Genomic DNA, 15002 nt, shown 5'->3' on the forward strand with positions numbered 1-15002 from the left:
CCGCTGGAGAGGCCCTGCCCGCCACGGCCAGCGAACAGCACCGCCGCGGCCGGGGCGGCCCCGGGACGAAGCCCCGGGCCTCGGCCGGGTCAGGCCCGCGTCACGCGGGCGTGGAGGTCCTCGTCGGCCGGCATCCAGCTGGCGGGATCGGCGTCGGCCTGTTCACCGGTGCGGATGTCCTTGACTTCGTGTTTGCCGTCGTCGTCCGTGAACCAGACAAAGGGAATCCCGCGCCGGTCCGCGAACTTGATCTGCTTGCCGAACTTCTCTGCCTTTGCCGCCACTTCGGTGGCGATGCCGCGGGCACGGAGCTGCGCCGCGACGTCCTGGGCCGCTCCCCAGCTGCCGTCGTTCGCCAGCGCCACGAGCACGGCCGTGGGCACGGCCCGGGAGGCCTTGGCGAGGTCCTGGCTGAGGATCCGGGAGACCAGCCGGGTCACACCAATGGACAGCCCGACGCCGGGGAACTTGCGGTTGCCCTTGCTGGCCAGGGCGTCGTAGCGGCCGCCGGAGCAGATGGAGCCCAGTTGCTCGTGGCCCACCAGGACGGTTTCCACCACGGTGCCGGTGTAGTAGTCGAGCCCGCGGGCGATGCTGAGGTCGGCCACGACCTTGCCGGGGGCCCGCTGGACGGCTGCGGCGATGACCTGTTCGAGTTCGTTCAGGCCCTCCTCCAGCAGCTCGTTGGTGACGCCGAGCGCGCGGACCTGCTCCACGAACGAGGTGTCGCCGGTCCGGATGGCCGCCAGCTTCAGGGCCGCCTGGGCCTGTTCGGCGGTGGCGCCGAGCTCCGATTGCAGCAGTTCGGCGACCTTGGCCGGGCCGATCTTTTCCAGCTTGTCGATGCTCCGGAGGACGCCGGCGGTGTCGGTCAGGCCAATGCCGTTGTAGAAACCCTCGGCCAGTTTGCGGTTGTTGATCCGGAGCAGGAAGTCCGGAATCGGCAGGGAGCTCAGCGCCTCGGCGATCACCAGCGCGATTTCAACGTCGTAGCGGAACGGCAGTTCGCCGTCGCCCACGATGTCAATGTCCGCCTGGGTGAACTCGCGGGCGCGGCCCTCCTGCGGACGCTCGCCACGCCACACCTTCTGGATCTGGTAGCGGCGGAACGGGAACGCCAGGTAGCCGGCGTTCTCCACTACGTACCGCGCGAAAGGCACCGTCAGGTCAAAGTGCAGGGCCAGGGCGTTGGGATCGGCCTTGTGGGACGCGTCGGTCCCGGCCTCATCGTCCTGCAGCCGGCTGAGGCCGTAGACCTCTTTGTCGATTTCGCCCTTGCGGAGCAACTGACCCACAGTCTCCACGGCGCGCGTCTCAATCGAGGAGAAGCCGTGCAGTTCAAAGGTCCGGCGCAGGGTATCCAGTACATGCAGCTCCACCATCCGCTCCTCGGGAAGCCACTCGGGGAATCCGGACAGGGAGGCGGTGCGTGCCATGGTGGAATTTTCTCCTCTGATAACGACGGCGGCCCGGCGGCCGCGGCGTCGCGCGCAGACCGGCCAGTCGTGCATAAACTGTGTGCGGCAGTCAGTTTATGCTTTCGGCGCGCGCATCTCTAATGCGGCCGCGGCGGGCGCGGCTGCCGCAGCATGCGTGTTGCACCCGGATCGACGCCCACCGCGCGGCCCGGGTTGCGGCCTTACAACCAGGAGGACTTTTGGCGGCCAGTTCACGGAGCGCCCGCGAAGCCAAGCGGCGCGTCCAGCAGATGGAGGCGAAGCGTGAGCTGCGCCGGGAGCAGGACAAACGCCGGAAACGGGATAACGTCCTCGCCACCGCCGGGGGCGCGGCCGCCCTGGTTCTCGCGATAGTGCTGCAGCTGACAGTTTTCTCCAGCAATCCCACTGAGGATGAGTTCAAGGCCGCCGAGGCCGGCCTGGAGAGCCCGACGGCGTCCGCGACGCCGTCGCCCGCAACCAGCAACGGCGCGAATATTCCGAAACCGGAGACGGCCGCCGGCAAGACCTTCACCGGCACACTGGCGCTGAACCGGGGCAGCCTGGGGGTCGCGCTCGACGGCACCAAGGCGCCCCAGGCCGCCGCCGTGTTCAAGTCCCTCGCGGACCAGAATTTCTACAAGGGCCTGGCCTGCCACCGGCTCACCACCGCCGATTCCTTCGGCGTGCTGCAGTGCGGCTCCAAGTCTGGCGACGGCAGCGGCGACCCCGCCTACAACTGGGGCCCGCTCGAGAACACGCCCAAGGACAACAAGTACCCGGCCGGCACCATTGCGGTGGCGCGCACCGGCGGCAACGCCTACGGCAACGGGACACAGTTCTTCATTGTTTATAAGGACACCGTGATTCCAGCGGATGCCGCCGGCGGTTACACCGTGGTAGGCAAGGTCACGTCCGGCCTTGACGTGGTCAGCAAGATTGCGGCGGCCGGCCTCAAAGCCGGTGCCAGCGCCACCGACGGCGCACCGGCAGAACCAGTCACGATAGACTCGTTCTCTCTGAAGTAACCAGCCGGGGCCCTCGCGGCCGCGGTGCCGGTATTTCCCTCCAAGCGAAAGACTTCTAGCGGTGACAGACAGTCAGAAATCCGACGAAACAGTGGCAGCAGCTGCCAACGAAACCGAAGCCGAGGTTGCGGTGACCGACACGGCAGTAGACCCGGGCGGAACCACGCCGGCCGCCGAGCCCGCCGCTCCGGAGGCAGAAGTCCAGGAGGCCCCGGCAACGGAGGTGCCCGAGGCACCCGCCACGGAGGAGGCCCCGGCAGCGGCGGCCCCCGCCGCTGCGCCCGCAGCCCCGGCGCCCGCACCGCGCCCCGCGCCGTCGCCTGCCGCCTTCGCGGCACGCCCCAAGGCAACGCCGGCGCCGGCGGCGCCGGCTGCCGCGCCCGCCTCCAGCGCCGCTTCGCTTGCCGAGGCCGCCCGCTGGGGCCGCGTCGAGGGCGACGGTCACGTCTACCTGACCATTGATGGCGAGGAACACTCTGTCGGCCAGTATCCGGGCGTCAGTGACGAGGAAGCGCTGGGCTACTTCGCCCGGAAGTACGACGACGTCGTCGCCCAGATCGTCCTGCTCGAACAGCGCGTAGCCTCCAAGGCTCCCGCCACGGACATGCAGAAGACCGTCACGCACCTGCGCGAAATCCTGGCGGAGAAGAACATGGTGGGTGACCTCCGCGCCGCTGAAGGACGCCTCGACACGCTCTCCGGACAGATCACCGAGCTCGAGAAGACCGAGAAGGCCGAGCACGACGCCGTCCGCGCCGCTGAACTCGCCGCCCGTGAGGCCATCGTCGCCGAAGCCGAGACCATCGCCGGTCACGACCCGGCCCAGGTCCAGTGGAAGACCTCCAGCGCCCGGATGAACGAACTCTTCGAGAGCTGGAAGACCGCCCAGAAGAGTGGTGTCCGGCTGGGCCGCAGCAACGAGGATGCGCTCTGGAAGCGGTTCCGCGCCGCCCGGACCGTGTTCGACCGGCACCGCCGGGCGTACTTCTCCCAGCTCGACAGCAACAACTCGGCGGCCAAGGCCGCGAAGGAGAAGCTGATCACGGAGGCCGAGGCGCTCTCGTCCTCCACCGACTGGGGCTTTGTGGCCGGCGAGTACCGCCGTCTCATGGACCAGTGGAAGGCCTCCCCCCGCGCCAGCCGCAAGGACGACGACGCCCTGTGGGCGCGTTTCCGTGCCGCGCAGGACGTCTTCTTCACGAACCGCCAGGCCGCCAACGAGGAAATCGACCAGGAATACGGTGCGAACCTCGTGGTCAAGGAGGCCCTGCTGGTGGAGGCCAACGAACTCCTGCCGATCAAGGACCTCGCAGCGGCCAAGAAGGCCCTGCAGTCCATCCGGGACCGCTGGGAGGAAGCCGGCAAGGTTCCCCGTGCGGACATGGGCCGGATCGAAGCCGGGCTGCGGAAGGTCGAGGACGCCGTCCGCCACGCGGAGGACGAGAACTGGAAGCGGTCCAACCCGGAAACGAAGGCCCGCACCAACAGCGCCCTCTCGCAGCTTGAGTCCGCCATCGCCGGCCTCAAGGAAGAGCTTGCCAAGGCCGAGAAGGCCGGGGACGAGCGGAAGATCAAGGCCGCCCGCGAAGCGCTGGAGGCACGGCAGGCCTGGCTGGAGCAGCTGGAGCGCTCAGCGAGCGAACTGTCCTAGGCAGCACCACGTAGCATCGGCCGGCCCCAAGCTGCCCGACAGGCCCCGCCGCGGTTATCCACATGACCGCGGCGGGGCCTGTTCCATGTCCGGGACCGCACGGCACGATGGCTGAATGACCCCGTCCTCCGGCCGCCCCGCCACAGCCTTCACGCCGGCCGCCCACGGCGCCGGGCCTCCGGGTGCCGGTCCCCCGGGCGCGCCCACGGTGCTCTACTCCCCGGGCACCCTCTTCTCCTGGTCCGAGCTGCAGGCGATGGCGTCCGACGGCGTGCTGACGCGGCTCTCCCAGCGCGGCTACCTGCCGCCCGGGGCCGCGCCGAGTCCCCAGTTGCGTGCGCGGGCGGCGGCCTGCGCCGTACCCGGGCCTGTCCGGCAACGGGTAGTGGCGGGGCGGATGACGGCTGCCTGGATCTACGGCTGCAGCCCGGAACCGGACCGGCTGGCCTTGCTGGTCGATGCCAACCGGCGGGTTTCCAGCCTGCGGGCCCTGCGCGGGTGCACTTTCCACGAGGTGCGGCTCGGCCCGTTCGACGTCGTCAGCCTCGGCGGCCTGATGGTCACCAGCCCGCTGCGGACCGCGGTGGACATCGCCATGCATGTGGAGGCCGAACGCGCACTGCCAGCCCTGGCAGCATTGGTCTCAGCGCCGGGCCTGGGGGTCCGGCTTCGGCTGCTGATCCGCGCGGTGGAGTCCACGCCGCGGGTGCCCCACAAGAAGTCGGCCCTGGCCACGCTGGCGCAATTGCAGGCCGATCAGGGCGGCCGCACGGCTCGCGGCCCATAACGTCACAGCCTGTCCGGGTGCCGCCTATCCGGGCACGAGACCCTCGTTACCGGACCCCTGTACCGCGGTCAGCTGCGGCGGCGGTTACCCGTGGTGCGGTAGACGTCGAAGACCCCGTCGATGCGACGGACGGCGCTGAGGACGTGGCTGAGGTACTTCGGGTCCCCCATCTCGAAGGCGAACTTGGAGATCGCCACCCGGTCGGTGGAGGTGTGAACGCTGGCGGCCAGAATGTTGACGTGGTTCTCCGAGAGGATGCGCGTGACGTCGGACAGCAGCGATTTGCGGTCCAGCGCCTCAACCTGGATCTCCACCAGGAAGACACTGGACTGGGTCGGTGCCCACTCCACCTCGACGATCCGGTCCGGCTGGTCCATCAGGCCGGAGACGTTGGTGCAGTCCGTCCGGTGCACGGACACGCCGGAGCCGCGTGTGACGAAGCCCAGGATGGGGTCCGGTGGCACCGGGGTGCAGCACCGTGCCAGCTTCACCCAGACGTCGTCGACCCCGCGGACCACCACACCGGAGTCCGAGTAGCGGGCCTTGGCGACCTGGGTGGGGATGGAGACTTCGGTGAGGTCATCCTCGGGTGTGTCGTTGCCGCCGAGGCTTTCAACGAGCCGCTCCATCACGGATTGCGCCGAGGTGTGGCCGTCGCCGACTCCCGCGTACAGCCCGGAGATGTCGGTGTACTTGAAGTCCTCCGCGATGGCGGCCAGGGCGTCGTGGGTCATCAGGCGCTGCAGGGGCAGGTTCTGCTTGCGCATCGCCTTGGTGAGCAGGTCCTTGCCGCGGTCGATCGCCTCTTCGCGGCGTTCCTTGCTGAACCACTGCCGGATCTTGTTCCGGGCGCGGGCGCTCTTGACGAAATGCTGCCAGTCCTGGCTCGGCCCGGCGCCTTCGGCCTTGGAGGTGAAGATCTCCACCCAGTCGCCGTGGTTCAGTTCGCTGTTGAGCGGGACCAGCTTGCCGTTGACCCGCGCGCCGATGGTGCGGTGGCCCACCTCGGTGTGGACGGCGTAGGCGAAGTCGACCGGGGTCGAACCGGCGGGGAGGGCCATGACCTCGCCCTTGGGGGTGAAAACGAACACCTCACGGGCGTTGATCTCGAACCGCAGCGAATCGAGGAACTCACCCGGGTCGGACGTTTCCTGCTGCCAGTCAACCAGAGACCGGAGCCAGCCCATGTCGCCGTCGCGGGGGCTCCCCGGTCCGGCAGCGGTGCGGTTGGGCTGGTCTTTGTATTTCCAGTGCGCCGCGACGCCGTACTCGGCGCGGCGGTGCATCTCGTGGGTGCGGATCTGGATCTCGACCGGTTTGCCGCCCGGGCCGATCACCGTGGTGTGCAGTGACTGGTACATGTTGAACTTGGGCATCGCGATGTAGTCCTTGAACCGGCCCGGGAGCGGGTTCCAGCGCGAATGCATGGCGCCGAGCGCCGCATAACAGTCCCGGACGGAGTCGACCAGGACGCGGACGCCCATTAGGTCGTTGATGTCGTCGAAGTCCTTGTCCCGGACGATCATCTTTTGGTAAATCGAGTAATAGTGCTTGGGCCGGCCGGTGATCGTGGCCTTGATCTTGGCGGTGCGCAGGTCCTCGGTGATCTGGTTGCGGATGACTGCGAGGCTCTTCTCGCGCTCCGGGGTGCGGTCCCCCACCATCCGGACGATTTCCTCGTAGACCTTGGGGTACAGGGCCGCGAAGGAGAGGTCCTCCAGTTCCCACTTGATCGTGTTCATGCCCAGCCGGTGGGCCAGCGGGGCAAAGATCTCCAGGGTTTCGCGCGCCTTGCGGGCGGACGACTCGGCCGACACGAAACGCCAGGTCCGGGCGTTGTGCAGGCGGTCCGCGAGCTTGATCATGAGCACACGGATGTCCTTGGCCATGGCCACGACCATCTTGCGGACGGTCTCGGACTGGGCGGCTTCGCCGAAGCTGACCTTGTCGAGCTTGGTAACGCCGTCCACCAGCATGGCAACCTCGGGGCCGAACTCGCCCTTCAGGTCCTCCAGAGTGTAGGAGGTGTCCTCCACGGTGTCGTGCAGCAGGGCGGCAGCCAAGGTGGTCCCGCTTAGTCCCAGCTCGGCGAGGATGGTGGCCACGGCTACCGGGTGGGTGATGTAGGGATCACCGCTCTTGCGCTTCTGCCCTCGGTGGCAGCGTTCCGCCACAACGAAAGCGCGCTGGATGAGCTCGAAGTCGTCCTTGGGGTTGTTCGCCCGGACGGTGCGCAGCAGCGGCTCCAGGATAGGCGAGTAAGCCGGCGTGCCGCGGCCGGTCAGGCGCGCCAGCCGGGAGCGGGTGCGCTCACGCCGGCCGGGGAACGTGGGCCGGGTTCCCGAGTTGTCGACCGGGACGGCCGTATCCGGGCGTCCGGCAGCAACCACACCAGTCTGGCTACCCTGGCCGGCACCCTGATCCGCTGGCGCTGCTGGCGCCGGCGTCGCACGTTCTTCCAATGAAGCACCTCTCACAACCCGTTAATTATTCAAGTCTATTCCCGCAGCGGGGTACGTCGATAACCGGGACGAACGGCCACGGGCCGGGGGGCGTCGCGGGGACGCTCTCCGGCCCGTGGGGCGGTGTTCGGCGGGGTTGCCGGCTAGGCCGTGGCAGGCGCCGGTTTCGCGGCGTTCTCCGCGCGGCGCTGCTGCACCCGCTTGGCCTGCTTGACCAGGTCCGGCTCGCCCTGGCGCAGCCAGGCATAGAGCGGGGCGGCGACGAAGATGGTCGCCGCGGTGCCGATCAGGATACCGACGAACAGGGCCAGGGAGAGGTCCCGCAGTGTTCCCGCGCCCAAGAGTCCCGCACCGATGAAGAGGATGGCGCCGACCGGAAGGATGGCCACCATCATGGTGTTGATGGAACGGACCAGGGTCTGGTTGACGGCGAGGTTGACCTCCTCGGCGAACGTGCGCCGGGTGGAGGCCTGCAGGTCGGCGGTGTTTTCGCGGATCTTGTCGAAGACCACCACGGTGTCGTACAGCGAGTAGCTGAGCACGGTCAGGAACCCGATGATGGCCGAGGGGGTCACTTCGAAATCACTCAGCGAATAGATGCCGGCCGTGATGAACATGGTCACGGCCATACCCGCCAGGGCCGAGAGCGACATCTTCCAGGTCCGGAAATACAGGGCCATCAGGACTGCGGCGAGGCCAACGAAGACCGCGAGGCCCAACAGCGCCTGCTTGGTCACGTCGGCGCCCCAGGTGGGACCCACGAACGTGGAGGTCACCTCGTTGTCGGTCACGCCGTAGGCCTTGGTCAGGCCGTCCTTGACCTTGAGGACCTCGTCGTCGTTGAGCTTGTCCGTCTGGATCCGCATTGTGTTGCCGGCGACGTTGGCAACCCGCGGGAGGCTGCCGGCAACGACCTGCTGGACAGCCTTTTCGCCGAGCCCGGCGTCGCGGTCCTTGACGTTGGAGACCGTGAATTCCGAGCCGCCGCGGAACTCGATGCCGAGGTTGAAGCCGCCCTTGGCGACCGGCAGCAGGATGGACAGCGCGACGCCGACCAGGGCGATGAGGAACCAGATCTTCTTGGAACCGACGAAGTCGTACGAACGCTTGCCGGTGTAAAGCTCGTTACCGAATGTGGCGAAGCTTGCCATTTACTTGCCCTCCTTGGACGCACTCTTGGCGGACCCGGCGAGCTGGTCCTGCCTTTCGGCGAGGCGTCGTTCTGCAATTGTCATACGGCGTTCGGCTTCGGCCGTGGCACCGGTGTTCTTGGCGCGCGGAGTCGCCACCGGCTTGTCATCCGGTGTGCGGATCCGGCCGGCGCCGCGGTACAGTGGCACTGCGCCGAGGCGCTTCGGGTCGAGGCCGGAGAACTTGTGGCCTTCGCCAAAGAACTTGGTGCGGGCCAGGACCTGCAGCGTCGGGTGCGTGAACATAAAGACCACGATCAGGTCGGCAATGGCGGTCAGGCCCAGGGTGAAGGCGAAGCCTCGGACGTTGCCGACCGCCACGAAGTAGAGCACGAGGGCTGCGAGCAGGTTGACGGCCTTCGAGGCAAGCACAGTCCGCTTGGCCCGCTTCCAGCCGTTCTCGACGGCGGAAACCAGGCCCCGGCCTTCGCGCAGTTCGTCACGGATACGTTCGAAGTAGACGATGAACGAGTCCGCCGTCTGGCCGATGGCCACGATGATACCGGCCACGCCTGCCAGCGACAGGCGGTAGTTTTCGGTCCAGCCGAGGATGGCGATGGCGAGGTAGGTCAGGGCACCGGCGACCACCAGGGACGCAACGGTGACAAGGCCCAGGGCACGGTACTGGAACAGGGAGTAGACAACCACCAGCAGCAGGCCGATCAGGCCGGCCAGCATACCCATACGCAGCTGCTCCCCGCCGAGGGTGGCGGAAATCTGCTGGTCGCTCTGGATCTCGAAGCTGATCGGCAGGGCGCCGAAGCGCAACTGGTCCGACAGGGCCTTGGCCGACTGCTCCGTGAAGTTGCCCGTGATCTGCGGGCGGCCGTCGGTGATGACCGCCTGGGACCGCGGTGCTGAGATGACGCGGTCGTCCAGGACGATGGCGAACTGGGCCTTCGGGTCCGAACCCGTGGTGCCGCCGGCGGCGACGTAGAACTTGTTCAGGCGCTCGGTGATTGTCTTGAACTTCGCGGTGCCCTGCTCATCGAACTGGATGTCGACGGCCCACTCGTTAGTGACGGCACCCTGGGCGCCGCGCTGGAGCTGGAAGGACGAGGTCTTGATGTTGGATCCCTTAACCTCAACCGGACCCAGGATGTACTTCACCGCGGGCCTGCCATCGGCAGCCGGTTCGCAGGTGACCAGGGGCTTGGCAGGGTCGGAGCGCTCCTGCTTTTCCTGGGAGGGGTTGTCGCAGTCCAGCGCCTCGTACTTTTTGTAGACGTCGGCGGTTATCCAGTTCTCGTCGCTGCTGTTCGCGGGGGCCGCGGTAGGTTTGGGCAGCTTGTTCGCCGGGGTACGGGAGGCGACCGGAACGGCTGCTCCGGCCCCGGCCTGGATCACCGGACGGAAGTTCATATCGGCCGAGGCCTGGATCAAGGCACGGGTTTCCTTCGACGGGGTACCCGGAAGGCTGACCACCACGTTGCGGCCGGACTGGGTGCTGATCTCGGCTTCGGCGACGCCGGAACCGTCAACACGCTGGCGGATGATCGCGACGGCCTGGTTGAGCTGTTCTTCGTTGATGCCAGAACCGCCCTCCACCTTGGGCGCCAGGATCATCTGGGTGCCGCCTTCAAGGTCCAGGGCCAGCTTCGGAGCCCAGCTCGCCTGCCCGGCGATGTTGCCGCCGGCCAGGACGGCAGTCAAGACGGCGAGAATAACGCCAAGCCAGACCAGCACCCGGAGGGCTGAGTTTTTGGGGCCAGTTCGTGCCATTGTCGATCTTTCTATTGTTTACGGAGGAAACCGCCGGTGCGGGCTCTCAGGCCTGCACCGGCGGATGCCCGCGCACCGTAGCGCCGCGGGTTAGCTCAGGAGGCAGACTAGCTGTCTTTTTTGCCTTCGTCGTTGAGGCGGCGCAGGGTTTCATCCGGCGTTTCGTTGCGGAGCGGGTCGCCGGCGACGGCGGCGCCGTCGACGTTGTCAACCGGGCTCACGGTCTCGGCGGGCTCGTGGGTCAGCGAGGAAGCGTCGTCGGGAACGACCGTGGGCTCCTCGGCAGCAACTACCGGCTCGACGACCTTGGTCACGGCCTGGCGGTGCACGGTGGCGGTGTTGCCCGGGGAGAGCTCCAGGACAACCTTGTTCTCGGCGTCGTCGATCTGGACGATGCGGCCGAAGAGGCCAAAGCTGGTCATTACCTCAACACCGGGGCTGAACTTCGACTGGAGCTCCGCCTGCTGCTGCTGCGTCTTCTTGTTGCGGCGGAACATCATAAAGACGAACACGCCGAGCATGACGAACAGGAGAATTGTCATTGGATCCAAGGGGAAAGTTCCGTTCTGTACTTGCAAGCTGGTTTCACAGCAACGTCCGCCTCGTTCCGGAACCGCCCGGTAGGGACCCGGCAGTTGGCGGGGCAGAAAGACCATGCCCTGCCAGCAGCGGCTAGTGGTAGCCGCACACGGAAACGAAGGCCCGAACGTGCCGAGCGTCATACCAGTCTAAAGGGAAAAGGTCACKAGCGAGTGCTATTGACTATTACGGATCCATTCCGGGTCCGCGGCGGGCGCAGCGTACTCCCCGCTTCCGGCCGGCCCGCTGTCCGGCTCGCCGGCCTGGAACAGGTCCAGCGGGTCCTGCCCGAAGACACCGGCGGGGACAGCGAATCCAAGATGGGTCCATGCCGGCGCCAGCGCGATCCGGCCCCGTGGCGTCCGGCCCAGCAGGCCCTCGCGGACGAGGTAGGGCTCGGCGACGGTTTCCACGGTTTCGGTTTCTTCGCCAACGGCGATCGCCAGGGTGGACAGCCCCACCGGGCCACCGCCGAACTTGGTGATCAGCGCCTCAAGCACTGCCCGGTCCAGGCGGTCCAGGCCGCGCTTGTCGACCTCGTACATGTCCAGGGCTGCGGAGGCGGAACGGGCGTCAATCTGGTCGACACCGTGCACCAGCGCCCAGTCCCGGACGCGGCGCAGAAGGCGGTTGGCGATGCGGGGTGTGCCCCGGGACCGGCCGGCGATCTCGCTGAAACCTGCGGAGTTCACCTTCAGGTCCAGCAGGCCGGCCGAACGCCGGAGCACCAGTTCGAGTTCCTCGACGGAGTAGAACTCCAGGTGCCCGGTAAAGCCGAACCTGTCCCGCAGCGGCCCCGGGAGCAGGCCGGCGCGGGTGGTGGCGCCCACCAGGGTAAAGGGCGGCAGTTCCAGCGGAATGGCCGTGGCGCCGGCACCCTTCCCGACGACGATGTCGACGCGGAAGTCCTCCATGGCCATGTACAGCATTTCCTCGGCCGGGCGGGACATCCGGTGGATCTCGTCGAGGAACAGGACCTCCCCTTCAGACAGGGACGACAGGATCGCAGCGAGGTCGCCGGCGTGCTGAATCGCCGGGCCGCTGCTGATCCGCAGCGGGGCATTCATCTCTGCGGCGATGATCATGGACAGCGTTGTTTTACCCAGGCCGGGAGGCCCGGAGAGCAGCACGTGGTCGGCACTGCGGCCGCGCATCCGCGACGCTTCAAGCACCAGGGAGAGCTGCTTGCGGACCCGGTGCTGTCCGACGAAGTCGTGCAGGTTCTTGGGCCGGAGGGCCGCCTCGATGGCGCGCTCCTCGGGTTCCTCTCCCCCGCCGACGATGGATGGCTCAGCCACGCGCGCCTACCCGGTTCCCGGCACGGGCGCCATCCTGGCCGAGCCAGCGCAGGGTGGCGCGAAGGATCTCTGCGACGTTTCCCTGCTCGGCGAGTTCGGGCGAATCCGCCAGCGACTTGTCGATGCTGGCGGTGGCGTCCTTTTCGGACCAGCCCAGGCTGGTCATGGCCGCCACCACCTGGGGCTTCCACACACTTTCTGCGGAGACGGACGGCACAGCCGCGCCCGGCGTGCCGTGCGGCACCAGCTTGCCGGCGAGTTCCAGCACAATCCGGCCCGCGACCTTGGGGCCAATGCCGGGCACCTTGGTGAAGGCCTTGCCGTCCCCTGAATGCGCGGCGACGCGGATCGCCTCGGGTTCGTGGACGGCGAGGACGGCCAGGGCCAGCCGGGGACCGACGCCGCTCACACTGAGCAGGACATCAAAGACCTCACGTTCGTCGTCACTGCCAAAGCCGAAGAGGGTCAGCGAGTCTTCCCGGACGATCAGGGAGGTAAACAGCTTGCCTTCCTCGCCGACCCGGAGTTTGCTGAGGGTTTGCGGCGTGGCGTTGACGCTCATGCCGGCGCCGTTGAGGTCGATCACTGCCGAGGACAGGCCAACGTGCGCTACGGTTCCGCGGAGAAAACTGATCAAGGCCTGGCTCCTGGGTTTTTAGCCGAACTTCCGGCTGGTGCTGGTTCAGCCAGTGTTTACCGGCCGGACCCGCTATCCGAACATATCTACGAATACCCTACCAAGCAGTGCGTCGGGACGGCGGGACATTCACCGCGCCCGGCGCGCTTTGGCTTCCGCCGCTGCCCAGGCGCGCTGGGCGGGGGTCAGCGACTGGCTTCCGGGGCCCGTCGTGGCTACCGCCGCACCGCTGCCGGCCCGCCACGCGTGCGTGATGGCCAGTGCCAGTGCGTCGGCGGCGTCTGCGGGCCGCGGCGGGGCGTCCAGCCGGAGGATCTTGGTGACGAGTTTGGTGACGGCGTCCTTGTTGGATGTGCCGCTGCCGGTCACTGCCGCTTTGACTTCCGACGGCGTGTGCAGCGCCACCGGGATGCCCCGGCGCGCCGCCGCGGCGATCACCACCCCGGACGCCTGCGCAACGCCCATCACGGTGCTGACGTTGAGCTGGGAAAACACCCGTTCGACGGCGAGGACGTGCGGCTCGTGCTTATCCAGCCATTCGTCGATGGACGTGGCGATCACCAGAAGACGCTGGTCCAGGCTCTCGTCCGGGGACGTGCCAACGACGCCGAAGGCCACCATCGTGGCCCGGCGGTTCTTTTCCACGTCCACGACGCCGATGCCGCAGCGGGTCAGGCCCGGATCGACGCCGAGGACGCGGAGGGTCACTCGGCTTCCAGCGCTGCCTGTACTTCGTCGCTGAGGTCGGCGTTGCTGTAGACGTTCTGCACGTCGTCGAGCTCTTCCAGTGCGTCCACCAGCTTCATGAACTTCTTGGCGGCGTCCAGGTCCAGCGGCACCTGCATCGAGGGCACGAATTCGGCCTCATCGGTGTCGTACTCGATCCCGGCTTCCTTCAGCGCATCGCGGATGGCCTGCAGGTCGGTCGGCTCGGAGTGGATTTCAAAGGTCTCGCCGTTGTCCTTGACTTCCTCGGCGCCGGCCTCGAGGACGGCCATCAGGACGTCGTCTTCGGTCAGGCCGTTCTTCGGCAGCGACACAACACCCTTGCGGGAAAACAGGTAACTGACCGACCCGGGATCGGCGATGGTGCCGCCGTTGCGGGAGATGGCCAGGCGGACCTCGGAGGCCGCGCGGTTCTTATTGTCCGTGAGGCACTCGATGAGCAGGGCCGAGCCCTGGGGCCCGCGGCACTCGTACATGATTTCGGTGTAGTCGACTACCTCGCCGGTGAGTCCGGCGCCGCGCTTGATGGCGCGGTCGATGTTGTCAGCCGGAACCGAGGTTTTTTTGGCTTTGGTGACGGCGAGTTCGAGGCCGGGGTTGCCGGAGAGGTCCGGTCCGCCCATCCGCGCGGCAACTTCGATGTTCTTGATCAGCTTGGCGAACGACTTGGCCCTGCGGCTGTCAAGGATGGCCTTTTTGTGCTTGGTCGTCGCCCATTTGGAGTGGCCTGACATGCTTTACGCTTCTCCTCTGATCATTCGAATAAACAGTTCATGCACGCGCTTCTCCCCCGTCACTTCCGGGTGGAAGGAGGTGGCCAGCAGCTTGCCGGAACGCACTGCAACAATTCTAGCTGTCCCGTCGAGGGATTCCGGGTGGCCGGCCTTCGACGGTTCCACCTTCGCTAGAACTTCGACGGCGGGGCCGACGCGCTCCACCCAGGGGCCGCGGATGAAGACGGCGTGCACGGGGGCCACGCCGGATTCGTCGGCGCTGAACTCCAGCCCCGCAAATTCAAGGTCGGTTTCGAAGGACTCGCGCTGCCGGCCAAAGGCGTTGCGGCGGACAGTGATGTCAAGGCCGCCGAAGGTCTGCTGCGGGTTGCCGGCGAGGTCGGTCGCGGGGTCCGCGATCTCATCGGCCAGCAGGATCATGCCCGCGCAGGAGCCATAGACGGGAAGCCCGGACCGGATGCGGTCACGGAGGGGGTCCCGCAGGTCGAACATCCGCGAAAGCTTGTCGATGGTGGTCGATTCGCCGCCTGGAATGATGAGGCCGTCCAGTCCGTCGAGTTCGGTGGGGCGGCGGACGGCGGTGCCGGCGGCGCCGGCGGCTTCAACGGCGTGGAGATGTTCCCGGAAGTCGCCCTGGAGGGCCAGGACGCCAATCCGCAGGCCGGATCCCACGGGGGAGCCAGGCGAAGAGTGGGGGGTGGTCATCCTGCCAGCATAGTGCTCGGCGCCGCGCGGGGCCGCACCGGGGCGCA

13 protein-coding genes are annotated in these 15002 nt (G+C 67.4%); 3 read left to right on the plus strand and 10 right to left on the minus strand.

What is annotated here, in order from left to right; genetic code table 11:
* Positions 1-89 precede the first annotated feature (89 nt).
* Positions 90-1436: a histidine--tRNA ligase gene (gene hisS / locus AC1DBE_RS02170; RefSeq protein WP_476969456.1), complete on the minus strand. Its 1347-nt coding sequence runs from the start codon at positions 1434-1436 to the stop codon at positions 90-92.
* 221 nt (positions 1437-1657) lie between these two features.
* On the opposite strand from hisS, the gene AC1DBE_RS02175 reads away from it, so the two are divergent.
* From AC1DBE_RS02175 to AC1DBE_RS02185, 3 genes are all read left to right on the plus strand, one after another.
* The gene (locus tag AC1DBE_RS02175) at positions 1658-2464 is read left to right on the plus strand and encodes a peptidylprolyl isomerase (RefSeq protein WP_476880548.1); all 807 of its coding nucleotides are present in this window, start codon (positions 1658-1660) and stop codon (positions 2462-2464) included.
* A 61-nt stretch (positions 2465-2525) separates the two neighbouring features.
* Positions 2526-4115, plus strand: coding sequence for a DUF349 domain-containing protein (locus tag AC1DBE_RS02180; protein ID WP_476969457.1), 1590 nt, complete (start codon positions 2526-2528; stop codon positions 4113-4115).
* Between the two features lie 115 nt (positions 4116-4230).
* Positions 4231-4902: a hypothetical protein gene (locus AC1DBE_RS02185; protein WP_476969458.1), complete on the plus strand. Its 672-nt coding sequence runs from the start codon at positions 4231-4233 to the stop codon at positions 4900-4902.
* Positions 4903-4970: 68 nt separating this feature from the next.
* Here the strand turns inward: AC1DBE_RS02185 and AC1DBE_RS02190 are convergent, their stop codons facing one another.
* The 9 genes from AC1DBE_RS02190 to pdxT all read right to left on the minus strand — a co-directional run bounded on the left by AC1DBE_RS02190 (position 4971) and on the right by pdxT (position 14955).
* Entirely contained in the window at positions 4971-7364 is a 2394-nt protein-coding gene (locus AC1DBE_RS02190; RefSeq protein WP_476969459.1) for a RelA/SpoT family protein, read from the minus strand.
* A gap of 143 nt (positions 7365-7507) precedes the next feature.
* On the minus strand, positions 7508-8515 hold the full coding sequence (gene secF / locus AC1DBE_RS02195; protein WP_476879265.1) for a protein translocase subunit SecF: 1008 nt from the start codon (positions 8513-8515) through the stop codon (positions 7508-7510).
* Positions 8516-10276 (minus strand): protein translocase subunit SecD, encoded by a 1761-nt coding sequence (secD, locus tag AC1DBE_RS02200; protein ID WP_476969460.1) that lies wholly within the window; start codon positions 10274-10276, stop codon positions 8516-8518.
* A 107-nt stretch (positions 10277-10383) separates the two neighbouring features.
* Positions 10384-10818: a preprotein translocase subunit YajC gene (yajC, locus tag AC1DBE_RS02205; RefSeq protein WP_476903339.1), complete on the minus strand. Its 435-nt coding sequence runs from the start codon at positions 10816-10818 to the stop codon at positions 10384-10386.
* 213 nt (positions 10819-11031) lie between these two features.
* Positions 11032-12153: a Holliday junction branch migration DNA helicase RuvB gene (ruvB, locus tag AC1DBE_RS02210; protein WP_476903338.1), complete on the minus strand. Its 1122-nt coding sequence runs from the start codon at positions 12151-12153 to the stop codon at positions 11032-11034.
* The gene (gene ruvA, locus AC1DBE_RS02215; RefSeq protein WP_476879269.1) at positions 12146-12790 is read right to left on the minus strand and encodes a Holliday junction branch migration protein RuvA; all 645 of its coding nucleotides are present in this window, start codon (positions 12788-12790) and stop codon (positions 12146-12148) included. The genes ruvB and ruvA overlap by 8 nt, the downstream gene beginning before the upstream one ends.
* 129 nt (positions 12791-12919) lie before the next feature.
* Positions 12920-13498 (minus strand): crossover junction endodeoxyribonuclease RuvC, encoded by a 579-nt coding sequence (ruvC, locus tag AC1DBE_RS02220; RefSeq protein WP_476879270.1) that lies wholly within the window; start codon positions 13496-13498, stop codon positions 12920-12922.
* Positions 13495-14250 carry a YebC/PmpR family DNA-binding transcriptional regulator gene (locus tag AC1DBE_RS02225; RefSeq protein WP_476969461.1) on the minus strand — a complete coding sequence of 252 codons (756 nt, stop codon included), beginning with the start codon at positions 14248-14250 and terminating at the stop codon, positions 13495-13497. The genes ruvC and AC1DBE_RS02225 overlap by 4 nt, the downstream gene beginning before the upstream one ends.
* Positions 14251-14253: 3 nt before the next feature.
* Positions 14254-14955 (minus strand): pyridoxal 5'-phosphate synthase glutaminase subunit PdxT, encoded by a 702-nt coding sequence (pdxT, locus tag AC1DBE_RS02230; protein ID WP_476969462.1) that lies wholly within the window; start codon positions 14953-14955, stop codon positions 14254-14256.
* Positions 14956-15002 lie beyond the last annotated feature (47 nt).

It is taken from the genome of Arthrobacter sp. 10T416 (assembly GCF_056394165.1).